This is a genomic window from Rothia sp. HMSC058E10 (genome assembly GCF_001809415.1).
GTDB lineage: Bacteria > Actinomycetota > Actinomycetes > Actinomycetales > Micrococcaceae > Rothia > Rothia dentocariosa.
Genome location: NZ_KV797619.1, coordinates 71,664 through 94,860 on the forward strand (window position 1 = coordinate 71,664; position 23,197 = coordinate 94,860).

The 23,197-nt window shown below is 53.1% G+C and carries 21 protein-coding genes; 20 read left to right on the plus strand and 1 reads right to left on the minus strand.

The window, feature by feature from the left end:
- The first annotated feature begins 434 nt into the window (after positions 1-434).
- From HMPREF2609_RS03275 to nusB, 11 genes are all read left to right on the plus strand, one after another.
- Positions 435-830 carry a DUF948 domain-containing protein gene (locus tag HMPREF2609_RS03275; protein ID WP_048754018.1) on the plus strand — a complete coding sequence of 132 codons (396 nt, stop codon included), beginning with the start codon at positions 435-437 and terminating at the stop codon, positions 828-830.
- Complete coding sequence (locus HMPREF2609_RS03280) at positions 831-1,310, plus strand: hypothetical protein (protein WP_048752096.1); 480 nt, start codon at positions 831-833, stop codon at positions 1,308-1,310.
- 85 nt (positions 1,311-1,395) lie between these two features.
- Positions 1,396-4,077 carry an alanine--tRNA ligase gene (alaS, locus tag HMPREF2609_RS03285; protein ID WP_070535040.1) on the plus strand — a complete coding sequence of 894 codons (2,682 nt, stop codon included), beginning with the start codon at positions 1,396-1,398 and terminating at the stop codon, positions 4,075-4,077.
- A gap of 28 nt (positions 4,078-4,105) precedes the next feature.
- Positions 4,106-4,633, plus strand: a complete 528-nt coding sequence (ruvX, locus tag HMPREF2609_RS03290; RefSeq protein WP_013399125.1) for a Holliday junction resolvase RuvX — start codon at positions 4,106-4,108, stop codon at positions 4,631-4,633.
- Positions 4,630-5,841, plus strand: coding sequence for an endolytic transglycosylase MltG (gene mltG, locus HMPREF2609_RS03295; RefSeq protein ID WP_004004734.1), 1,212 nt, complete (start codon positions 4,630-4,632; stop codon positions 5,839-5,841). The genes ruvX and mltG overlap by 4 nt, the downstream gene beginning before the upstream one ends.
- A 164-nt stretch (positions 5,842-6,005) precedes the next feature.
- Positions 6,006-6,920, plus strand: coding sequence for a shikimate dehydrogenase family protein (locus HMPREF2609_RS03300; RefSeq protein WP_070535207.1), 915 nt, complete (start codon positions 6,006-6,008; stop codon positions 6,918-6,920).
- An 83-nt stretch (positions 6,921-7,003) separates the two neighbouring features.
- Positions 7,004-8,221, plus strand: a complete 1,218-nt coding sequence (gene aroC, locus HMPREF2609_RS03305; RefSeq protein ID WP_070535042.1) for a chorismate synthase — start codon at positions 7,004-7,006, stop codon at positions 8,219-8,221.
- Positions 8,222-8,224: 3 nt separating this feature from the next.
- A complete protein-coding gene (locus tag HMPREF2609_RS03310) occupies positions 8,225-9,493 on the plus strand; it encodes a shikimate kinase (protein WP_246825554.1) in 1,269 nt (422 codons plus the stop codon).
- Positions 9,486-10,643 carry a 3-dehydroquinate synthase gene (gene aroB / locus HMPREF2609_RS03315; protein ID WP_070535044.1) on the plus strand — a complete coding sequence of 386 codons (1,158 nt, stop codon included), beginning with the start codon at positions 9,486-9,488 and terminating at the stop codon, positions 10,641-10,643. Before HMPREF2609_RS03310 ends, aroB begins: the two co-directional genes overlap by 8 nt.
- Positions 10,644-10,853: 210 nt before the next feature.
- On the plus strand, positions 10,854-11,417 hold the full coding sequence (gene efp / locus HMPREF2609_RS03320; protein WP_004004729.1) for an elongation factor P: 564 nt from the start codon (positions 10,854-10,856) through the stop codon (positions 11,415-11,417).
- The gene (gene nusB / locus HMPREF2609_RS03325; RefSeq protein ID WP_004004728.1) at positions 11,417-11,827 is read left to right on the plus strand and encodes a transcription antitermination factor NusB; all 411 of its coding nucleotides are present in this window, start codon (positions 11,417-11,419) and stop codon (positions 11,825-11,827) included. The genes efp and nusB overlap by 1 nt, the downstream gene beginning before the upstream one ends.
- 87 nt (positions 11,828-11,914) lie before the next feature.
- Here nusB and HMPREF2609_RS03330 read toward each other — a convergent pair whose 3' ends face one another.
- Positions 11,915-12,685 (minus strand): hypothetical protein, encoded by a 771-nt coding sequence (locus tag HMPREF2609_RS03330; protein ID WP_048752107.1) that lies wholly within the window; start codon positions 12,683-12,685, stop codon positions 11,915-11,917.
- Positions 12,686-12,929: 244 nt separating this feature from the next.
- Here HMPREF2609_RS03330 and pyrR point away from each other — a divergent pair, with 244 nt between their 5' ends.
- The 9 genes from pyrR (at position 12,930) to gmk (ending at position 23,171) form a co-directional block, all read left to right on the plus strand.
- On the plus strand, positions 12,930-13,562 hold the full coding sequence (gene pyrR / locus HMPREF2609_RS03335) for a bifunctional pyr operon transcriptional regulator/uracil phosphoribosyltransferase PyrR (RefSeq protein ID WP_004004726.1): 633 nt from the start codon (positions 12,930-12,932) through the stop codon (positions 13,560-13,562).
- Positions 13,559-14,560: an aspartate carbamoyltransferase catalytic subunit gene (locus HMPREF2609_RS03340; protein ID WP_070535046.1), complete on the plus strand. Its 1,002-nt coding sequence runs from the start codon at positions 13,559-13,561 to the stop codon at positions 14,558-14,560. The genes pyrR and HMPREF2609_RS03340 overlap by 4 nt, the downstream gene beginning before the upstream one ends.
- A 24-nt stretch (positions 14,561-14,584) precedes the next feature.
- Positions 14,585-15,892, plus strand: a complete 1,308-nt coding sequence (locus HMPREF2609_RS03345) for a dihydroorotase (RefSeq protein WP_048754024.1) — start codon at positions 14,585-14,587, stop codon at positions 15,890-15,892.
- Positions 15,893-15,947: 55 nt separating this feature from the next.
- Positions 15,948-16,493 (plus strand): PH-like domain-containing protein, encoded by a 546-nt coding sequence (locus tag HMPREF2609_RS03350; RefSeq protein WP_048754025.1) that lies wholly within the window; start codon positions 15,948-15,950, stop codon positions 16,491-16,493.
- 130 nt (positions 16,494-16,623) lie between these two features.
- Positions 16,624-17,814 (plus strand): glutamine-hydrolyzing carbamoyl-phosphate synthase small subunit, encoded by a 1,191-nt coding sequence (gene carA, locus HMPREF2609_RS03355; protein ID WP_048754026.1) that lies wholly within the window; start codon positions 16,624-16,626, stop codon positions 17,812-17,814.
- Complete coding sequence (carB, locus tag HMPREF2609_RS03360) at positions 17,815-21,159, plus strand: carbamoyl-phosphate synthase large subunit (protein WP_048754027.1); 3,345 nt, start codon at positions 17,815-17,817, stop codon at positions 21,157-21,159.
- The gene (pyrF, locus tag HMPREF2609_RS03365) at positions 21,156-22,013 is read left to right on the plus strand and encodes an orotidine-5'-phosphate decarboxylase (protein ID WP_048754028.1); all 858 of its coding nucleotides are present in this window, start codon (positions 21,156-21,158) and stop codon (positions 22,011-22,013) included. Before carB ends, pyrF begins: the two co-directional genes overlap by 4 nt.
- A 184-nt stretch (positions 22,014-22,197) precedes the next feature.
- On the plus strand, positions 22,198-22,545 hold the full coding sequence (gene mihF, locus HMPREF2609_RS03370) for an integration host factor, actinobacterial type (protein ID WP_037230933.1): 348 nt from the start codon (positions 22,198-22,200) through the stop codon (positions 22,543-22,545).
- A 53-nt stretch (positions 22,546-22,598) separates the two neighbouring features.
- A complete protein-coding gene (gene gmk, locus HMPREF2609_RS03375) occupies positions 22,599-23,171 on the plus strand; it encodes a guanylate kinase (RefSeq protein WP_070535047.1) in 573 nt (190 codons plus the stop codon).
- Positions 23,172-23,197: the final 26 nt, after the last annotated feature.

A 23,197-nucleotide genomic window follows, 5' to 3' on the forward strand; every position in this document is an offset into this window, starting at 1 on the left:
TACGGTTCGGCTGTAGGAGGGGTTATTTTTATTGCATGATGTCTTGTGAGCTATTACCGGTTTAATAGACGGTACAACATTTATTGAAGGTGTTTACTTGCTTCGGAACCCAAAATTCAGGTCGGTGGTGTATGACTAAACCTGAGGATTATTCCTTGATGTTGCATCTTATGCATGTCTTATAGAGTTTGATGAGGGTAATAAACGTGGAATCTGAACTGTAACGAGATACCGCAGTAAGTGTAAATTTTTTATAAAACCCCTGGTAGAGCTGTATATTTTGACGACAAGCGGCGTTCAAAATGGGCATGCACAAGGTTTTTCATTTATGATGGAGTAAGCCGTGGGTACGGTTTTTCTGTGTGCTCGCTTCAAAACTTGTTTCTCGCGGGCGCTCACTGTGTTTTACTGGTTGATATAGGAAAGAGGTCGTGATGAGTGGTGGAGACATTGCAGGTCTGATAGCTGCTGGTGTTTTCGCAATTCTTGTGGCGTTACTTGCTTTACCTATTATTCGCCTGACTAAAGTTTTCGATGAACTTATCGTGACCATTCGTTCGCTCAACCAGAGCACATCACCTTTGATCGACGAAGTTACTAAAACAGTCGTTACCACGAATGAGCAGCTTGAGAAGGTAGACGGTATCACCTCTAACGTATCCGATGCTTCCGCGAATGTTTCTGCCCTGTCTTCTTTGGTGACCTCAACTGTGGGGCAGCCCCTTATTAAAGTTGCTTCGTTCTCATACGGTGTCCGTCAGGCATTCCGCGGTAAGAAGCCTGGTGACGACGATCGTGCAGCTGGTACTTCACAGGGAGGTAAACAGTAATTGGGTTTATTTCGGTCAGTTCTTCTTGTGGGAGCGGGCGCGGCGGTAGGCTATTTCGCGTCAAAACGTGTCAGCGCATCGCCCGAAAAGAAAACAGGCGCTCTTGTTCAGTACCAACAGGGTACACTCGCTCTTAACCCGGAGTCACAGGTGGGAAAGTTTTTCGATTCACCCGTTGGTAAGCCTCTTCAACCCTATGCGCTTAAAGCTGTCGAATTTGCTGCGCGTGTTCGTGAAGGCATGCAGGAAAAAGAAGCTGAACTTCATGCTAAAGTTGAGCGACAGAAACAGGATATACGTCCTGGTTCTATAGATACCTGGGACCGTCAGATGAGTGAGCAAGAAATTGCTTCCACAAATCGGGCTGCTGCCGAGCGGGAACTGCTCGACGTGGAATCGCGGATTGCCGCTACAGAGGAGGAACTTCGCTCCGCCCGCATCCAACGTGACCGAGAGCTGGGTGAAGATTTCTTTAACTAGCCGGTACTGTAACGTAGCCGTAATGACGGCATGACGAACTTGATAGATTTCGTAGAATTTCACACAGAATTGTCTAAGGAAAGCGATGCTCTCACAGGAAATTTCTAAGCGTTGGATCGAATTTTTCGAGAAGCGCGGACATACCGTGGTGCCTTCTGCATCACTCATCTCAAACGAACCCGGTGCCATGTTTACCATTGCGGGTATGGTGCCATTTATCCCTTATTTTCTTGGACGAGAGACTCCTCCGTTCTCGCGTGCAACAAGCGTTCAGAAGTGTATTCGTACCCTAGATATTGAAGAGGTAGGTAAGACCGCCCGTCATGGTACCTTTTTCCAGATGGCGGGTAACTTCTCATTTGGCGATTATTTCAAAGAGCAAGCTATTCCTTTCGCCTATGAACTACTCACCGCTAGTCAGGATGAAGGCGGTTACGGGTTGGACCCGGAACGTCTGTGGGTGACCATTTACGAAGGAGACAACGAAGCCTTCGACGTATGGACTAAAACCGTAGGATTCCCCGAAGAACGTATCCAACGCATGGGTATGAAGGAAAACTACTGGTCTACAGGTCAGCCTGGTCCTGCAGGCCCCGATTCCGAAATTTTCTATGACCGCGGACCTGCATACGGCAAAGAAGGCGGTCCGGCGGTAGACGACGATCGCTATATTGAGATCTGGAACCTTGTGTTTATGCAGTATCAGCGTGGTGAAGGGATCGGTAAGGAAGATTTCGAGATTCTGGGTGAATTGCCCAAGAAGAATATTGATACCGGTTTAGGCGTTGAGCGTTTGGCGATGCTTCTGCAGGGTGTTGAAAACTTCTACGAAACCGATCAGGTGCGCCCGGTACTTGACGCCGCTTCGAAGCTCTCCGGGAAAAAATACCACGGCTCTGAATCTCCCGAAGATCCGGGGTATGAAGACGATGTGCGCATGCGTGTGGTCGCGGACCATATTCGCTCTTCTCTCATGCTGATTGCCGATGGTGTGACTCCCTCCAACGAAGGACGCGGCTATATTCTACGCCGCCTGATGCGCCGCGCTATTCGTGCGATGCGTCTGCTGGGCGTTACTGAACCGTGCCTGCCTATTCTATTCCCCGCTTCTCGCGATGCGATGGCTGGTGCTTTCCCCTACGTGGCGGATGATTTCGAGCGTATTTCCCGCATCGCTTATGCCGAGGAAAAGGCATTTTTGCATACGATTGAAACCGGCACTGAGCGTTTGGAAGAAGCCGTTGCTACGGCTAAGAAAGACGGGTCAAACTCTGTTTCTGGGGCAGAAGCATTCGCACTGCACGATACCTACGGATTCCCAATCGACCTGACCCTTGAAATGGCTGCTGAAGCAGGCGTAAAGGTTGATGAGAAGGCGTTCCGCGAACTGATGGCTGAGCAGCGTCACCGTGCTCAGGCTGATGCTAAGGCTAAAAAAGGTTCTTTCGCAGACCTCTCTGAGCTTCGTAAGCTCGTGGATGAACGTGGTTCTATCTTTACCGGGTACACCGAACTTCGTACCGAAACTCATCTTCGTGCTTTGCTGAAGGATGGGGTTTCCGTTCCCGTAGCTAAAGCGGGCGATAAGATCGAGGTTGTTTTGGACGAAACCCCGTTCTATGCGGAGGGCGGCGGACAGGCAGCTGATACCGGCGTGATTACTGGAAACGGTTTCGTGATCGATGTTCAGGACGTGCAGCAGCCCGTCAAGGGTTTGAGCGTTCACCGCGCCGTTGTTCGTGAAGGTGAAGCGCATCCGGGCGCTGAGGTTGTGGCGCAGGTTGATGTGCAGCGTCGTCGAGATGGTGAAAAAGCCCATTCGGGTACCCATATTGTTCATGCGGCTTTGCACCAGGTATTGGGTAATGAAGCAACTCAGCGTGGTTCCTTCAATAAGGAAGGCTACCTGCGTTTTGACTTCGCATGGGGTGAGAGCCTATCTGACTCCGCTAAGCGTGAAGTCGAAGAGGTAGCAAACCTCGCTATCCGGGATAATCACGAAGTTATTGCGCGTGAGATGCCTCTTGCCGAGGCTAAAGCCCTAGGCGCTATGAGCCTCTTCGGCGAGAAGTATGGCAACATCGTGCGTATGGTCGAAATCGGTGGAGAGTTCTCGCGTGAGCTTTGTGGCGGCACCCACGTAGGAACTTCATCTGAAATTGGTTCTCTGACTCTGCTCACTGAACAGTCTGTGGGCTCGGGTAACCGCCGCGTTGAGGCACTGGTCGGTATGAATTCTTTCGAGCATCTTGCCGCTGAGCGTACCCTAGTCAATCAGCTGACCGGCATGATGAAAGTGCAGTCCTCGGCTGAACTACCCGAGAAAATAAACCAGACGTTGGCGAAACTAAAGTCAGCTGAGAAAGAACTTGAAAAGCTGCGCCGCGAGAAGCTTCAGGCTGAGGCTGGTAAGCTTTTAGAAAACGCGCAAACCATCGGCAGCGTACGAGTTCTTACACATCATGCGGGAGAGCTGGACGCCAACGGTGTTCGTTCGCTAGCGTTAGATTTACGTTCACGCTTCGGCTCTGAAGCTGCCGTTGTGGCGGTGACTGGCGTGGCCAATGGTCGCCCGGTTATTCTTGTCGCCACAAATGAAGGTGCCCGTGAAGCTGGCATTAAAGCCGGTGCCTTGGTGCGACTCGCAGCAGGTATACTCGGCGGCGGTGGCGGCGGCAAGGACGATGTTGCACAGGGTGGCGGACAGGATGCTTCGAAGGTTTCAGAAGCACTGGATGCTATCCGCAACGCGATAGCGCAGGCATAACTTGACTGAATTTCAACGAGGAGTACGGATGGGTGTTGACGTGGGTAATGCCCGCGTTGGCACGTCATTGAGCGACCCAGACGGCATTTTGGCGACTCCGCTCAAGACACTCCGTCGTGACAGCAAGAAGAACTCGGACCGTCGAGTTCTCCGCAAACTTGTGGAGGTTAACGACGTGAAAGAGATCTTTGTGGGGCTTCCCAAAACCATGCGGGGAGGAGAGTCGGACTCCACCCGCATGGCACGGGATTACGCCCACGCTTTGCGCTCCGAATTGGATGCAGAAGGAAATACACACATCAACATTTGGCTGGTCGATGAACGTCTCACCACAGTGAGCGCGCATCGTTCCCTCCACGAGGCTGGTGTATCCAGCCGAAATTTCAAGACTATGGTTGACCAGGTTGCTGCTGTTAACATATTGCAGTACAGTCTGGATGCTCTTAAAGCTGGGCAAGCTGTCGCTGGATATCTGGTGCATGAATCACCTCGCGAAGATTCCCATCTGCAAGAGACTATAGACGGCCCCGTCAACGAAACGGAGAACCTTCAGTGACCGAAGAACCTACAAAACAGCGGACGCGAGAGAGTAGCTTAAGCGAGCTTCTCAGTCCGACACTCGCCGAAAGCCAGGCCGGCATTCGCGGTATCACCCTTGAGGATGAGGTGGTAACCGCTAGGGAGCTACGCGCACGTAAGCGTCGCCGCCACACCATCATGGCAACAGCTTTGAGCGTCTTTGCCGTGGTACTTATTGTGCTTGGGGTGGTCTTCGTGCAGCGTTACGACATTAACCCCTTCAAAAATCGTGACTATTCGGGGTCGGGAAATGGCGAGCCGGTAAGCTTCACGATTGAGCAGGGTGAGAGTACCGCGCAGATTGCGCAGGCGCTCAAAGAAAAAGACATTATTGCCGATCCCGGCAAGTTTATTGACGTGTACCAGAAAGAGGCTAACGGTAAAACTCTTAAAGCTGGTACCTATGAGTTGCAGAAGCAAATGAGCAGCTCTTCGGTCGTGAAGAACCTGGTAGATAGCGATAATAATATTTTCTATATCGCGGTTCAGCAGGGTAAGCGTATGAACGAGACGGTCGATATTATCGCTAAAGCTACCGAAGGCAAGATAAGTCGTCGCGATATTGAAGCTGCTATGTCTCACCCCGAAGAATACGGTATCCCGAAGAACTTCCCCTCTATGGAAGGCTGGCTGCACCCGGGCGAATACCGAATTCCGAAGGAAGGGACCGACGCCAAGAAAATTATTGAGGCTATGGTTTCGCGAACAAAGGCTGATTTGCAGGAAGCAGGAGTTAGCGGAGACCAACGAACCTTTGAGGTCCTGACTAAGGCTTCTATCGTGGAGCTTGAAGCACAGCCTAAGGACTATGTGGCCGTTGCGGGCATTATCAATAACCGCCTCAATAACCCCAAGGGGGAGACTAACGGTTTGATTCAGTCCGATGCTACCGTGACCTATGGCTTGGGCGTACGTTCATATCACCTCACGGAAGAGCAAAAGGCAGATAAAAATAATAAGTACAACACCTATGCAAATACAGGGTTGCCGGCAGGCCCGATTGCATCGCCAGGGTTATCCTCAATCAAAGCGGTAGCAAATCCCGAGAACAACCCGTACTACTACTGGGTAACAGTTGACCTTGACACGGGTGAGACGAAGTACTCGCGCACCTATAAGGAACACCAGAAGTACGTTGACGAGTACAACCAGTGGTGTGAGGAACACTCGGGTCGCTGTAAGTAAGATACTGCATGGTCAGTACTGAGGCACCGTATTTGTAGGTTCTGTACGGTTCTTCGTAAGACGGAACGGATGCTCCTTCCACTAAACTGGAAGGAGCATCCGTTCCGCCTTATGTGCGTAAAGTGACGGACAACCTAAATGGCATCGTGTGGGAGGGGAATACCATGACTGAAGCAGCGGCAGCACGACGAGCCTATGTGCTGGGACATCCTATAGCGCATTCGCTCTCGCCAGTTTTACATACCGCTGCGTACCAGGTACTCAAAGAGAACATTGCGTATGCCCGTCGTGACACACTCTCCGCGGATCTTCCGGCCCTCATGGACGAGGCAGAGGCCGGAGAAGCAATCTGCGGGTTTTCGGTCACGATGCCGCTCAAGACCGATATTATTCGGTATCTGCACTCAACAACCGCTTTGGCCCAGGTGACTGGGGCGGTTAACACCGTTTTCTGGAGAAAGACAGAAGATACTGAAGTGCCGTTGCCGCGTGGTCATAATACAGATGTCGGCGGCATCGTCAATGCACTTCTACATGCTGGGTTTGAAACTCACCAAACAACGACACAACCGGCTATCCTGGGCGGCGGCGCAACCGCTATTTCTGCTCTAGCCGCCTTACACCGTTTGGGGTACACTCGTGTGACGGTGTACGCGCGCTCACTGCATAAGCTCTCTGCCATATATGACGCAGCAAAACGTCTGAGTCTTGAGGTCCAGGCAGAGCCTCTTACCCGGTTTCCGGAAGACTGCGCCGCGTATTACCCGGTGATCTCGACTCTCCCCGCTCATGCTGCAGATGATTTTACTGAAAACATACACAAGGTCTACCCGTACGCTGTTCTACTGGATGTAGCTTATGATCCGTGGCCGTCTCAGCTAGCGCAGATTTGGGAGCGGTGCGGCGGGTGCGTCGTATCAGGCCTTGAAATGCTTCTCTATCAGGCTCTCGACCAGGTGCGCGTTTTTACAGGGCATGCTATAGATCAGCATCTCCCGCACGAGCTTGATGTGCTCAATGCGATGTGTGCCGCTGTAAATCTTGCTCCGCGTGAACAGCTTCCTGACATTGTGTGTTAAAAGAGACGTTAGAATTTATATACAGATTCAAACTTTGACGGTGCCGGAACTCTCAAGACGGCAAAACGGAGATGAGGAAATATATGGAGCTACGTTGGCTGACCGCGGGGGAGTCTCACGGTGAAGCGCTGGTCGGTATTATCGAAGGAGTCCCCGCCGGCGTGAAGCTTACCAGCGAGATGGTGCGTGATGCGCTGGCTCGCCGCCGTCTAGGGTACGGTCGCGGCGCTCGTATGAAGTTTGAAGAAGATAAAGTGCGTATTCTGGGCGGGGTGCGGCACGGCCTGACGCAGGGTGGTCCCGTAGCACTTGAAATCGCGAATACTGAATGGCCTAAATGGGTTGATGTCATGAGCTCAGATCCGGTAGATCCCGCACTTATTGAAGGGCGTGCCCGCAATGCTGCCCTGACACGCCCGCGCCCCGGTCACGCGGATTTTACGGGTATGCAGAAATACAACTTTGCGGAGGCTCGTCCTGTTCTTGAGCGCGCATCGGCACGTGAAACTGCGACTCGGGTAGCTCTAGGCGTGGTCGCCGCTCAGGTTTTAAAAGCACTCGGTGTTGAGCTTGTATCGCATACTGTTGCAGTGGGCGGCGTACACGCGCCCAATGGAGTGTCAGTGCCTGCTCCCCGTGATGTTGCTGCTCTTGACGCTGATCCTCTTCGGTGCTTCGATAAAGCTACTTCAGATGCTATGGTCGCCCGGGTTGATGAGGCGCACAAAGATGGAGAAACACTCGGCGGTATCGTCGAGGTTTTGGCTTATGGTATGCCCCCAGGACTCGGTTCATATGTGCATTGGGATCGTCGTCTGGATGCTCGCCTTGCCGCAGCGCTGATGGGGATTCAAGCTATTAAGGGTGTCGAAGTTGGTGATGGCTTTGCGACCGCCGACCGCCCTGGTACCGTCGCACACGATGAGATTTCGGTCGGTGAACATGGCGTGACTCGTGATACGAACCGAGCCGGCGGCATTGAAGGCGGTATGAGTATAGGCGATCTTGTGCGTGTTCGTGCCGCTATGAAGCCTATCGCTACCGTTCCCAAGGCACTCAAAACTATTGATACTTCAACCGGGGAACCCGCGAAGGCGCATCATCAGCGATCTGATGTGTGTGCTGTACCAGCCGCCGGTGTGGTGGCGGAGGCTATGGTCGCCCTTGTACTCGCACAGGCAGCACTGGAGAAATTTGGTGGCGATTCCATCGGCGAGACACGTCGAAATATGGACTCTTATCTGGCAGAGATTCCCGAATCTCTGGCTTGGGCATCTAATGTTGCGGGATGGGATTCCTAGACTGTGGCTGCTGAGGATCCAGTGCCTTCCGGGCGCGCATCGTCGGAGACGAACCCTTTCTCTCGCATAGCGGAAGCAGCGCGCCGTGCCCGAGAGGGGAATGCATCGCGCCCGCAGTCAAAGCTTTCGGAACCTGAGGAGAATACGGCTGAACAGCATGAGGTAGGCTCACACACTCAAGAACTTCATTCTGCTCGCAAAGCGGCTGTTCCCAGCCCACTCACGGTTTTTGGGAAATTTGGGAAAGCTGCCCCTCGCGCTACGTCGAAGGTACGGGTATATGCTTCATCTGATTCGGATACACCCGCTCCTCTCGCTTCAAGCGTTTTTCGTGAAAAATTGGCGGGCTTTACTGTAGAATCTCATAAACCGCAGGACGGACAGGGGAGTCCTCAAGTTCCTGAAGAGTCTGAAGTATTGGAGACGAACAAGGCAGCACGCGGTCAGCAATCAGACACTATACCGACGCCCGCAATCTTCGCACGCCCGCGCATCGTTGCGGAACAGGCTTCACGTAAAAATGATGACTTGGAACGGGCACCTGTGTCTGAACAGCCACATGAATCCGCAAGTTTTGCCGCGATTACAGCGCGTATGGCACAGGCTGCACATTTGAGGCATAGCACTGCTAGTTTAGAATCAAAGCGCGAAAGCATCTCTAAGGAGAAAAGCGAGGAAAATACCCTTCGCATACATCCGCAGCAGGTACGTGAGCTTCAGGAAGAATTTGCCGAACGTGCCCGTCCGGTAGTTCTCATCGGTCCTATGGCGGCGGGAAAAACCTATATTGGCACCCATTTTGCACGGTTTTACGGCTATGAGTTTCTTGACGCCGACCAGCTGATTGTGGAACGTTATGGTGAGGTATCCGAGATTTTTGAAATCTTTGGTGAAGCCTATTTTCGGGAACTTGAACGCAAGACTATTGAAGATGTGCTGACCTCGCCAACCTATCGCAACACAGTTTTTTCGCTGGGTGGCGGTGCCCCTATGACTGATGCGGTTGCTGACCTTTTGCGTGACGAATGCGTGGTTTACATTCTGGTCGATGTGGATACGGTTGAGCCGCGCATTACAGGCAATAAAACCCGCCCGCTTCTAGAGCCTAACCCGGTAGAGCGCTGGTCTGAGATTTTTGAGCATAGGCAGCATCGGTATGAGGAACTTGCACAGCATACTTTGGATGCGCGTGGAGAAAAAAATATTAGCGTTATGACCGCCGAAATTCAGAACTTCGTTCTTGCTTTCCGAAAGGAACACTCTCATGATTGAACAGTCACATCACGCCGCTGAGTCCGAAACCTCTGTAGCTCCAACTTTCGGAGCTTCCGGTGAGGAAGACATTACCTATATACCCGTCACAGGCAGCTCACCACGCGAGAACTACGATGTTCTGGTGGGGCATAATTTGCTTAAGAAAATCCCCGATATTCTAGGCAACACAGCGCATAAAATCTTGGTGATCCACCCGCGCGCCCTACGGGCTACCGGCGAGCTTGTTATGGAAGACCTGCGTAAAGTTGGCTACGAGTCTTTTAGCGCTGAAATCCCTGATGCTGAAGAAGCTAAGCACCATCAAGTGGCCGCATTTTGCTGGCAGGTTTTAGGTCAGAACGACTTTACACGCACGGATGCAATTATTTCAGTGGGCGGCGGAGCCATTACTGATGTTGCCGGTTTTGTGGCGGCAACCTGGCTGCGTGGGGTACGTGTGATTCACATTCCGACCACTCTTCTTGGCATGGTCGATGCCGCTGTGGGAGGAAAAACAGGTATTAACACCGCCGAGGGAAAGAATCTTGTGGGAGCATTTTGGCCACCTTCTGCAGTGCTCTGCGAGATTGGTACGCTGCGTACCTTGCCGGAGCATGAGCTTTTAACAGGTATGGCGGAGGTCGTAAAATGTGGGTTCATTGCTGACCCACAGATTCTTGACATTATTGAGGCTAACCCAGAAAAGATTCGAGATTCTCAGTCGTCGATAGCGCGTAACCTGATTGAGCGTGCCGTTCGGGTGAAAGCGAAGGTTGTTTCTGAAGACCTGCGCGAATCCGGTCGCCGCGAAATTCTCAATTACGGGCATACCTTAGGGCACGCTATCGAACGTGCCGAGCGATACCAGTGGCGCCACGGCGCAGCCGTTGCGGTGGGGATGGTGTATGCGGCCGAGCTCGCGCTTGCCGCTGGGTATCTTAATGAAACAATTGTTGATCGCACCCGTGCCATTCTCAAATCTTTGAATCTTCCAGTGGGATACCGGGGGGATCGCTGGAAAGAGCTTCTCGAAACTATGCGCCGGGATAAAAAAGCGCGCGGCTCGCTTTTGCGTTTTATCGTTTTGGAAGAACTGGGTAAACCGCGTGTTTATGAGGTTCCCGATGACTCCATCCTGTATATGACATACCAAGAAATCGCCGAATAACTAACTGCAATTTAGGTGCTTTTACAGGGGGGTACCCATGTCTAGGCAGTCAAACATGCGGAACGTGATGGGAATTTTACTTAGATATGTCATAGTAGCGGTGCCATAGTGTAAACTAAAGGGCGACATTATTTGCTCATTGATAACTTAGCGCCTGCGGCAACACACATCGTGTTGTGTGTAAGCGTCGACAATACGAAGGAGAGCCGCATGGCATCTACCACTGATATTAAAAACGGTGCAATCCTCAAGATTGATGGCGGTCTGTGGTCCGTTGTTGAGTTCCAGCATGTAAAGCCCGGTAAGGGTGGTGCGTTTGTGCGTACCAAGTTGCGTAACGTAACCTCCGGTAAGGTTGTCGACCGCACTTTCAATGCTGGCGCTAAGATTGAGACTGCTACTGTTGATCGTTCCGACTATCAGTATCTCTACCAGGACGGCGAAGACTACGTCTTCATGGATCTGAAGACCTATGATCAGATTAATGTTCCTGCAGCTGTGGTGGGCGATGCTGCTAACTACATGCTGGAGTCGCAGACCGCGACTGTAGCCCTCTATGAGGGTACTCCGCTATATGTTGAGCTTCCTGCCTCTGTTGTTCTTGAAATTACCTACACCGAGCCTGGCCTGCAGGGTGACCGTTCCACTGGTGGCAATAAGCCTGCAACTCTTGAGACCGGCTATGAAATTCAGGTTCCACTATTCCTGGAGACAGGTACCAAGGTGAAGGTTGATACCCGTACCGGCGATTACCTGGGCCGTGTTAACGACTAATGAACTCTCGTACCAAAGCCCGCTTACGTGCCGTCGAGGTACTTTTTGAAGCCGATCAGCGTCAAGAAGACATTATTGATGTGCTGAAGCGACGCCGTCTGCATACTGCCGCTCAGATCTCGGCTTATGCTGAAGAGATCGTGCGCGGCGTACGTGAACATGATGACGAGATTCGAGAATACCTTGAGACCTATGCGCGTGACTGGTCGTTTGAGCGTATGCCAGCTGTCGACCGCGTAATTTTGCGGATCGGCGCGTGGGAACTTCTCTATAATGATGATGTTCCAGATGCGGTTGCTATCTCGGAGGCAACCGGTTTGGCGCGTGTGCTCTCTACAAACGATTCACCGAAATTTGTTAACGGTCTTTTGGATAAGCTGCGCCAGGTAAAACCGACTCTGCTTGCTTAAACGGCTCAGTTATAAAGCCGCCTCAAACCCCTGCTTTTTAGGGGTTTGAGGCGGCTTTTAGTATACATTCATATGGATCAAGCCGGGTTATGCATAGAACCCGAGCTGGCGTTTAGCCTCTTCAAAAAGTTCGCTGCCCTCATGGGTGTACCGAGTATTGCGATGCTGGGTAGAAGCGAGATTATTAGCAGCAAGGTTAGACCCTTCACGTACGTGCAGTAGGAACTTGAGCCAGTGTTGTGTACGCATCATATGAAGCACAACGCTCATATCACGGTCTGAGGACGGATCGGGCCAACGATTAGAACGCATACGCATAGCGATCATGGCACAGAGGTAACGGCAGTCTTGAATAGCGGGATCGAGCTCAAATGATATGCCGGATACCGTGGTGATTTTAAGAGCGGTTTCAAACTTATTGTAGGTAAATGTATAGGCATCAATATCAGCATAGTCAAGAGTGATAACGCCCTCGCCAAGCCGGGATCTCATAAACTCGTATAGCCTGAACTCAACGTAGGATCGGCGGTAGTACCAGATGAAGATAAGAGCGCATAGAGCAACGACGCTCAGTAGGACAGTAGCGATAGTGTCAAAAGAGGAAGCTATCCAAATCCATGCCATGATGAGGGTACATAGTCCAAAGAGGACTGCACCAATAACCGAGAAGTATGAGTTGCGTTGAGTCTCTCCAAGAGTATGCCGAATCACCTGAGTGGAAGAAGCAAAGCCAAGCTCCATAAGCTGCCGGGTGCGCATTCGGTTGCGGCGCTTAAAGTAGCGGTGCGCCACGAAAACGATAGGGGCTGCAAGAATCCCAAAGATAATTCTTACCAGGCCCTCAAAGAGATCTTCCATGATGCAGTCCTCGGTGTGGTTGTACTATCGGTGATGCTTTTACTAGCATAATGGACTCTCGACGTTTTATGAGTCTTTGTTCAGGGAACATGAGCGTTTATTGCATGATATGTAGAGGATTTTGACTCCGAAAAAAATTAAAACTTCAGGAACACATACCCCTGAACTGCGTGGTACGTATGGTAGTCTTGGTAAAAGCAAGAGACCTTTAAATCCGTCCCGTGAGGCGGGGAAGGAGTCGGCTGTGTCGGGGACATCTGTACCCTATGAGCCTGGTGCGCATCCCATAGGCGCGCCAATAAAAACGCCCAATGAAGGGCACACTATCCTTAGCGACGATGAGATCCGTCGCGCTCTTACACGTATTGCTTTTGAAATTCTTGAGTCTAATAAGGGAACCGATAACCTGGTGCTTTTAGGTATTCGGTCTCGTGGATACCCGTTGGCACAGCGTCTGGCACAGCGCATCCAGACGAATGACTCAAATTTTGATCTCAAAAATGGCCTGGGCGCTCTCGATATTACCTCGTATCGCGATGACCTCACCGATGAGGAATATGAAAACCGCAGCGCGGGGGAGTCCTTGATCCCGGTGGGCGGTCTCGACGGCAAAAATGTGGTTCTCGTCGATGATGTTCTGTACTCCGGCCGCACTGTTCGGGCCGCCTTGGACGCCCTTAACGAATACGGACGTCCGGCTCTGGTGCGTCTTGCCGTGTTAGTTGATCGCGGGCACCGGCAACTCCCAATTCGCGCCGACCACGTGGGGAAAAACCTTCCGACCAGTGCCTTAGAGAAGGTTCGTGTGGTACTCGAAGAAACGGATAACGCCACAGACCGCGTTGATATCATTCAGCTGGAAGGACAGCTTTCATGAAACATCTGCTTGACACTCGCGATCTCACACGAACTCAGGCCATTGAAATACTCGACGTTGCTGACTATATGGCACAGGTTAAGGCAGCAAACCGGAAGCTCAATGTGCTTGCCGGCAAGACTGTAGTCAACCTTTTCTTTGAAGACTCAACGCGTACCAGACTGTCCTTCGAATCCGCAGAGAAACGTCTGGGCGCCGATATCACCAATTTTGCTGCGCGTGGTTCATCGGTTTCTAAGGGAGAATCCCTCAAAGACACTGCTCAGACTCTCAAAGCGATTAGTGCGGATGCCTTCGTGATTCGTCATTCGGCTTCGGGTGCTCCGCAGCGTCTTGCCGAGGCCGGGTGGACCGATATTCCTGTGCTAAATGCGGGGGACGGCACGCATGCGCATCCAACGCAGGCTCTTTTGGATGCGGTTTCGCTGCGCCAGTTTAAGGCTCAGCGTGATGGTCTGGAATCACCGCGAGGAACCGATTTAAACGGCATGCGTGTGCTGATCGTGGGGGATATTCTGCACTCTCGCGTGGCGCGGTCGAATCTGTGGTTGCTAAAAAATCTGGGGGCCGATGTCGCTTTTGTGGCTCCGCCTACGCTTTTGCCTGTGCATACTGAGCGTTGGAAGCAGGATTGGGGACTTGAGGTTTTCCACGATTTCGATGACGCAATCGCTACAAAACCTAACGCGGTTATGATGCTGCGCATTCAAAAAGAGCGTATGAACGCCGCTTACTTTCCCTCAGCAGAGGAATATACCACCCTGTGGGGACTCACCAAAGAACGTTTCGAGAATCTGCTGGCGCAGCCTCAAGAAATCGCAATTCTGCATCCCGGTCCCATGAACCGAGGGCTGGAGCTGTGCGCCGAAGCCGCCGATTCTCAGAACGCCTGGGTGCTGCGCCAGGTTAGTAACGGCGTGGCGGTTCGCATGGCGGTGCTGTACCTGCTCTTGACTGACGGGTCAAGCGAGAAACTATACTCCGACGACGAATCCTAATGCTATCCGAAAGAAGGAATACACATGAGCACGTACCTTATTAAAGGCGCCTCCCTGCTGGGTGAGCGCGTTGCCGATATCCTGATTGAGGATGGAAAAATTGCGCGTATCGGTCAAGATATAGAAGCCGCAGACGCTCAGGTCGTTGATGCCTCTGGTCAGATTGCTCTTCCGGGCCTGGTCGATATTCATACTCACCTGCGCCAGCCCGGATATGAGGCTTCTGAAACCGTAGAGACCGGTACTCGCGCGGCGGCTTTAGGCGGCTACACGGCTGTTTTTGCGATGGCGAACTCGCTTCCCGTTGCAGATACTGCAGCCGTAGTTGAACAGGTTAACCGTCTGGGCAAAGAGTCCGGTTGGTGCCGAGTGCAGCCCATCGGCTCGGTGACAGTTGGGCTGAAAGGCGAATTCCTCTCGGACATTGGTTCTATGGCGACCTCTGATGCGAAGGTTCGAGTGTTCTCGGATGACGGCATGTGCGTCTACGATCCGGCGATTATGCGCCGTGCCCTTGAATATGTAAAGACTTTCGACGGCGTGATCGCCCAGCATGCGCAGGAGCCCCGCCTCACTGAGGACGCTCAGATGAACGAAGGCAAAGTTTCCGCCGACCTGGGGCTTACCGGCTGGCCCGCTGTCGCGGAAGAAGCTATTATCGCCCGCGACGTTCTACTGGCTGAGCATTTGAATTCGCGTCTGCATATTTGCCACCTCTCGACTAAAGGCTCGGTAGAGGTTGTGCGCTGGGCTAAGTCTCGCGGCGTGCAGGTAACCGCCGAAGTCACCCCGCATCACCTGATTCTGACCGATGAAAAGGCGCGCACCTACGACCCGATTTTTAAGGTGAACCCACCTTTACGCACCGAAGAGGATGTGCTTGCTCTGCGCCAAGCTGTTGCCGACGGCATTATTGACGTTATTGGTACCGACCATGCACCGCATCCGGCAGAAAGCAAAGAATGTGAATGGGCGTGTGCTGCAAACGGCATGACCGGTCTTGAGCAAGCACTCTCGATTATTCAGATGACCCTTGTGGAGCCGGGGCATATTACCTGGGCTGATGTCGCACGGATTATGAGCGAAACTCCGGCGAAAATTGGCAGCCTGGATGCTGAGCAGGGCCGTCCGCTTGCCGAAGGTGAACCAGCAAATATCGTGTTGGTTGATCCGAAGGCTACCCGTGTTATTAAGCCTGAGGAGCAGGCCACGAAGGGCAAGAACAACCCTTATCGTGGGATGGAGGTTCCCGGTGCTGTGCGCGCAACTTTTTACGCGGGGCATCCGACCGTTTTGAATGGCGAGCTCGCGAGCCCTCACCGGCAGGCTTGATCGTTCCTAATACAGGGGTAAAACCGCTGCAATAAACCGAGGAGAAAGAAGAACCGTGGAAAAGCTGATTCCCACCCTTATCTGCGTTGCCGTGGTGGCGCTGTGCTTCTTCGGTATTTGGCGCGGCTGGAAATCCCGTCTCAAGCGGCAGTCCACGATGTTCGGTTCGCTCAAAGACGTTCCCGAACGCTACGACGGGCTTAAAGCCGAGGCGGCGTTTGAGGGGGAGTATGTGAGCACTACGATGTTCGGTGATGAACTGAACCGTGTGGGGTTCGACCAGCTAGGGTTCAAAACAAAATCCACGCTCCTGATCTACTCGGACGGCATTATCTTCACCCGCAACGGGGCTAAAGACCTGTGGATTCCCGCGAAGAAACTTGCGGTCATTACCACCGGGCGGGGAATGATCGGCAAGGTTGTAGAACGTGACGGACTTATCGTGATCGGTTGGACTCTTGACGGCCACCGCGTGCAGACCGGATTTCGCACTCGCTATGCCGATCAGAAAAAAATCGCACTTGAGAAGCTTCGCGAGATCTCGCCGGATGCGGTCGATAGCCCCGAAAAATGGGTGCGGGAAGAGACGGCACATCACTAATACACATACAACTCACCCACAAAATGCCCGCTAATTGCGAACGGCATACCAAGAATTTCCTGCACACAGTGTTCCACTTATAACGGGCACAAGCAGGGGAACAGACCACCGAGAAAAGGAAAGTAAGAGCATGACTGAGATGACACGTTCCGGTGCTTTGGGCACGGACCGCGCGTTACTTGTTCTTGAGGACGGCACCATCTACCGAGGCTACGGGTATGGAGCAATTGGCGCATCCTTAGGCGAAGCAGTATTTTCCACCGGCATGACCGGCTACCAAGAAACGCTGACTGACCCATCCTACGCTGGGCAAATCGTGGTGCAGACCGCGCCTCATATCGGTAACACCGGTGTGAACAAGGTAGATGCAGAATCCCGCAAAATTTGGGTTGCCGGGTACGTGGTACGAGATGCCGCACGTGTTGCCTCCAACTGGCGTGCAGAACGTACCCTGGATGACGAACTCAGGACCCAAAGTATCGTGGGCATTCAAGGCATTGATACTCGTGCGCTGACTCGCCGCCTACGCTCCAGCGGTTCAATGCGTGCAGGCATTTTTTCGGGACGTCACGCCAATCGCCCCGAAGCCGAACTTTTGGAAGCGGTGCGCGCCTCCGAGCCGATGGCGGGCCGTAAACTTGCCGATACCGTTTCCGTGACGGAAGCCTACACGGTTGAACCTCACCAATACGGCTGGTTCGCTCCGCCGGTTGCCACCATTGCCGCACTCGATCTTGGCATCAAATCTATGACCCCGCAGCGTTTTGCGGAACGCGGCGTGCGTGTACATGTACTGCCCGCAAACACAGCCCTTGAGACCGTAAATGCGCTTCGCCCAGACGGCGTATTTTTCTCCAATGGTCCCGGCGACCCGGCGACTGCTGACGAACAGGTTGAACTCCTGCAGGGTGTATTGCGCCAGGGCACCCCGTTCTTCGGTATCTGCTTTGGCAATCAGCTTCTCGGTCGTGCGCTCGGGTTCGGGACCTACAAGCTGCCCTTTGGACACCGCGGTATCAACCAGCCCGTCATGGATAAAACCACCGGCAAAGTTGAAATAACCGCCCAAAATCACGGGTTCGCCGTCGATGCGCCTATCGGTGAATACGTAACCGCCCCCAACTCCGAATTCGGCAAGGTCATGGTTTCCCATGTGGGGCTGAATGATAACGTGGTCGAGGGGCTAACCTGCAAAGATATTCCCGCGTTCTCGGTTCAATACCACCCGGAGGCAGCCGCAGGTCCGCACGACTCCGCATACCTTTTCGACCGTTTTATTGACCTCATGACCTCCACCAAGAAGACTGCAAAGGAAGCCTAAATGCCACGTCGTACCGACCTTAACAGCGTCCTTGTCATCGGCTCAGGTCCGATCGTCATCGGTCAGGCAGCCGAATTCGATTACTCCGGCACTCAGGCTCTACGCGTGCTCAAAGAAGAAGGTGTGCGCGTTGTCCTCGTAAACTCCAATCCGGCGACCATTATGACCGACCCGGAGTTTGCAGATGCCACCTATATTGAGCCGATTACCCCCGAAGTCATCGCTAAGATTATCGAAAAAGAACGTCCAGACGCCATTCTTCCTACCTTGGGCGGACAGACTGCACTCAACGCTGCTATTGCTCTCGATAAGCAGGGAACTCTGCGCGAATACGATGTTGAACTCATTGGCGCAAATATCGAAGCCATAAACCTGGGCGAAGATCGTGAAGCGTTCAAAGGCGTGGTAGAGCGCGCGGGCGGCGAATCGGCACGTTCGATCATTGTGCACTCCATGCCGGAAGCTCTTGAAGCGGCCAAAGAGCTCGGTTACCCCATGGTCGTGCGTCCTTCCTTCACCATGGGCGGACTTGGCTCCGGCATGGCCTACAACGAAGAAGATCTTTACCGCATTGCCGGCGCAGGTATCCAGTATTCGCCTACCTCCGAGGTTCTGCTCGAAGAATCTATTCTTGGTTGGAAAGAATACGAACTCGAAATGATGCGCGACAAAAATGACAACGTCGTGGTCGTCTGCTCGATTGAAAACTTCGACCCGGTCGGCGTGCACACCGGTGACTCCATCACGGTGGCGCCTGCCCTCACCCTCACCGACCGTGAGTACCAAAAACTTCGCGATATCGCTATCAACGTGATCCGCGAAGTTGGGGTTGATACCGGCGGATGCAATATTCAGTTTGCTGTAGACCCTAAGACCGGGCGCATCATTGTTATCGAAATGAACCCACGCGTTTCACGCTCTTCAGCGCTTGCGTCTAAAGCAACCGGGTTCCCGATCGCTAAAATTGCGACCAAACTTTCGCTGGGGTACACCCTGGATGAGATTCCGAACGACATTACTCAGAAGACGCCCGCATCCTTTGAACCGACCCTCGACTATGTGGTCGTCAAGGTACCGCGTTTTGCATTTGAGAAGTTCCCGGCCGCTGATCCGACTCTCACAACCACCATGAAATCGGTGGGTGAAGCAATGGCACTGGGCCGTAACTTCACCGAAGCACTCCAGAAGGCTATGCGCTCTCTAGAGCAGAAAGGTGCTTCTTTCTCGTTCACGAAGCAGCAACTGAATGCCGAAGAACTTGACGCGCTTATCGAGAAGACCAAAGTACCCACCACGCAGCGTATCTACCAGGTGCAGCAGGCACTTTTGGCGGGGGCATCTATCGCGCAGGTTTTTGAAGCCACCAAGATTGATCCATGGTTCTTAGATCAGCTGGTGCTACTGAATGAAGTCGCCGGGATTGTGCGGGAAAATCGCGATAACTTGACCCCTGAAATCCTGCAGCTGGCGAAACGCCACGGTTTCTCTGACCCGCAAATCGCAGAGATTATCGGATCTTCTGAGGACGTTGTGCGCGGTGTGCGTCATGCCCTAGGTATTCGCCCCGTATTCAAGACTGTTGATACTTGTGCCGCTGAGTTCGAGGCGTTTACCCCCTATCACTACTCTAGTTATGATTCTGAGGACGAGGTCGCTCACCATGAGACTCCCTCCATCATGATTTTAGGTTCGGGGCCGAACCGCATCGGCCAGGGTATCGAGTTCGATTATTCCTGTGTACACGCTTCGCTGGTGCTGCGTTCGCTGGGGTACGAGACGGTTATGGTGAACTGTAACCCGGAGACCGTTTCGACTGACTACGATATTTCGACTCGTCTGTATTTTGAGCCGCTGACGTTGGAAGACGTGCTCGAAATTGTTGAATCAGAGCGCCGCACGGGCGGCTTGTTGGGCGTTTTCGTGCAGTTGGGCGGACAGACTCCGCTAAAGCTCGCGAAAGCCCTCAAAGATGCTGGGGTCCCGATTTTGGGCACTACTCCCGAAGCTATTGACCTTGCTGAGGATCGCGGCGAGTTTGCGCGCGTGCTGGAGGAAGGTGGTCTGATTTCGCCGAAGAATGGTACCGCATATACCTTCGAGGGTGCCAAACGCGTTGCTGATGAGATTGGGTACCCGGTGTTGGTTCGTCCCTCCTATGTGCTGGGCGGGCGCGGTATGGAGATCGTCTATGACGAAGCAAATCTTGCACGCTACCTTGAAAATGCGACCGAGGTTTCTCCCTCTCAGCCAGCACTCATCGATAAGTTCCTGGAAGACGCTATTGAGATTGATGTGGATGCGCTCTTTGACGGCACCGAGCTCTACCTGGGCGGTGTCATGGAACATATTGAGGAAGCCGGCATTCACTCAGGTGATTCCTCCTGCACCTTGCCGCCAATTACCTTGGGTCCCGATGTGATCGCCAAGGTTAAAGAAGCAACCGAGGCTATTGCGCGTGGTACCGGAGTGCGGGGCCTGATTAATATTCAATTTGCTTACGTCTCCGAGAATCTGTTCGTGATTGAGGCGAACCCACGCGCGTCTCGCACCGTACCGTTTGTCTCGAAGGCAACCGGAGTGCAGCTGGCTAAGGCGGCCGTGATGATTGGTTTGGGGAAGACCATTGCTGAACTGAAGGCAGAGGGATACTTGCCTAAGAACATGGATGGTGCATCCCTGCCGCAGAATACTGCAATTGCAGTTAAGGCAGCGGTTCTCCCGTTTAGCCGCTTCCGCACTCCTGAGGGTGTGGTGGTTGATTCCCTACTTAGTCCTGAAATGCGCTCGACCGGTGAAGTCATGGGTCTTGATACCCTCTACGACACTGCCTTTGCGAAAGCCCAGGCAGGTGCTGGGTCACCGCTACCGACCGAGGGCAAGGTCTTCGTTTCGGTGGCTAACCATGATAAGCGCAATGTGATTATCTATGCCAAGATGCTTGAACAGCTGGGCTTCGAGATTGTCTCCACCGGCGGCACTGCAGATGTGCTTCGTCGCAATGGTGTGAATTCCACGGTTGCCTCCAAGTTTGCGGAAGCAAACGGTCAGCATTCGATCGTTGATATGGTGCGCAATGGCGAAATTGATCTGATTTTGAATACACCTGCCGGTGGTGCTGCTCGTAGCGATGGCTACGAAATCCGTGCGGCCGCGGTCAGTGTTGGTTGCCCTGTGATGACCACGATTTCGGAGTTCGCGGCTGCTGTTCAAGCTATTACCGCGCTGCGCGAGCGTAGCTGGGAGATCATAAATCTGCAAGAGCATGGTGAGTTCTTGCGAACCGCCAGTACCCGCGAGCAGGGGCAGGACAAGGGCGAACAGGTGCGTGAGGGGGAACTTTCGTGATCCCCTTCGGCGATCGTCTTGCGGCTGCGATGGACGAATATGGTCCGTTGTGTGTGGGTATTGATCCGCATCCGAGCCTGCTGCAGGCTTGGGGTTTGGAAGATTCTGCCGAATCTCTGCGTACTTTTGCGATGAATGTCTACGAAGGATGCGCCCCCTACGCCGCAGCGCTCAAACCCCAGGTTGCCCTGTTTGAGCGCCACGGTTCCGCAGGTCTTGCCGTGTTGGAAGAGCTCTTTGCTCGCGCCACCGAAGACCGGGTTCTAATCGTGGCGGATGCAAAACGCGGTGATATTGGCTCGACTATGAAAGCCTATGCGGATGCCTGGCTCGGTACCTCTTCACCACTCGGTACAGATTCGGTCACGTTAAGCCCGTACTTGGGGTTCGAATCGCTTCGCCCAGCGCTGGATGCGGCAACTGCGAACCAGCGTGGAACTTTCGTGCTAGCGCTGACCTCAAACCCTGAGGGTAAGAGTGTGCAACATGTGGGCAAAGCAGAAGATACCGGCGCGGTAGCGAAGCAGGTTATTGCCGCAGCCACTGCAGAGAACACTGCGCAAACTTGGGAACGCATGGGTTCATGCGGTCTAGTTGTGGGTGCCACCGTGGGGGAGGCCCTCAAGGAATTGGCGATAGACCTGAGCACTTTCAACGGTCCCATTCTTTCGCCGGGATATGGTGCCCAGGGGGCTAGCGCTGAGGACCTATACCGAATTTTTGCAGGTGTTGAATCTCAGGTTTTGGTGAATTCCAGCCGTGGCGTGCTCTCTGCAGGTCCGCAACTGGCTGACCTGGCGCGGGCGGCGCAGAGTGCACGTGACGATTTAGTGCGTGCACGTGGTACATCGTAACGTGTTGTGATCGCGTGGTGGCGTTGGCGTACAGAGTTTATCTGCTCTGTGCGCCATTGCACTATGTTGAGCCTGAAAGGCTTTACGTTACGAACCTCGGTTCATCGTTTTACAGTGCAACATGCTAAGTTAGAAAACGTAAGAACGCTGATTTATATACATATATCGCTTGATGGGAGACCCCATGCCGATTACGCCGCTAACCGATGAGGTGCGTGCATCAGCACGTGAAAAGGCGTTGCTTGCCCGTACTCGCCGCCAGGAAGTTAAGCAGGCACTTTCTACCCGTGAGCTGTCGGTACGTCAGGTACTCGATCTGGTCGATGATGACCAAGCTCTTGCAAAGATGCCTGTTGATCAAATGCTCCGTGCCCTTCCGGGAATTGGTGCTGTGCGTGCCGAGAAAATTATGGAAGAGTTGCAAATCGCGCCGACCCGCCGTTTGGGCGGTCTTGGTGTGCATCAACGCCGTAAAATGGTGGAGTATTTTAACCGCAATGTTCGGCATACACGCCGCCGTAGTGGTCGATAGTTCTTGCCGCCGAATAAAATAGCATTATTACATCACACCGTAGGAAGAACCCGATGACTGCTCAACCTAGACTTACCGTTCTGGCTGGTCCCACTGCCGTGGGTAAGGGAACCGTCTGCCAGTATATTCGTGAGCACTATCCGAACGTCTGGTTTTCCGTTTCGGCAACTACTCGTGACCCTCGTCCCGGCGAAGAAGAGGGGGTGCACTACTATTTTGTCTCGCATGAGGAATTCGATCAGATGATCGCTGACGGACAGATGCTTGAGTATGCGGTAGTGCACGGTAAGAATAAATACGGTACTCCGCGTGCTAAGGTTCAGGAAGCTCTAAATGCTGGTCGCCCAGTAATCCTTGAGATTGATCTTCAAGGGGCTCGGCAGATTCGGGAGTCTATGCCGGAGGCACAGCTGATTTTCTTGGCACCGCCCAGCTGGGATGAGCTTGTGTCTCGACTGGTGGGGCGCGGTACTGAATCAGAGCAGGAACAGCAGCGGCGTCTTGAGACCGCCAAAATCGAGCTTGAGGCTGAAAGCGAGTTCGACGTAACCGTGATCAATGATTCGGTAGAGCGCGCGGCGCAGGAGATTGCGCACATCGTGGGTGCTGAATCTGCTGAAGCATAGGGTACGTATTTTGACGGCGTGCCGGG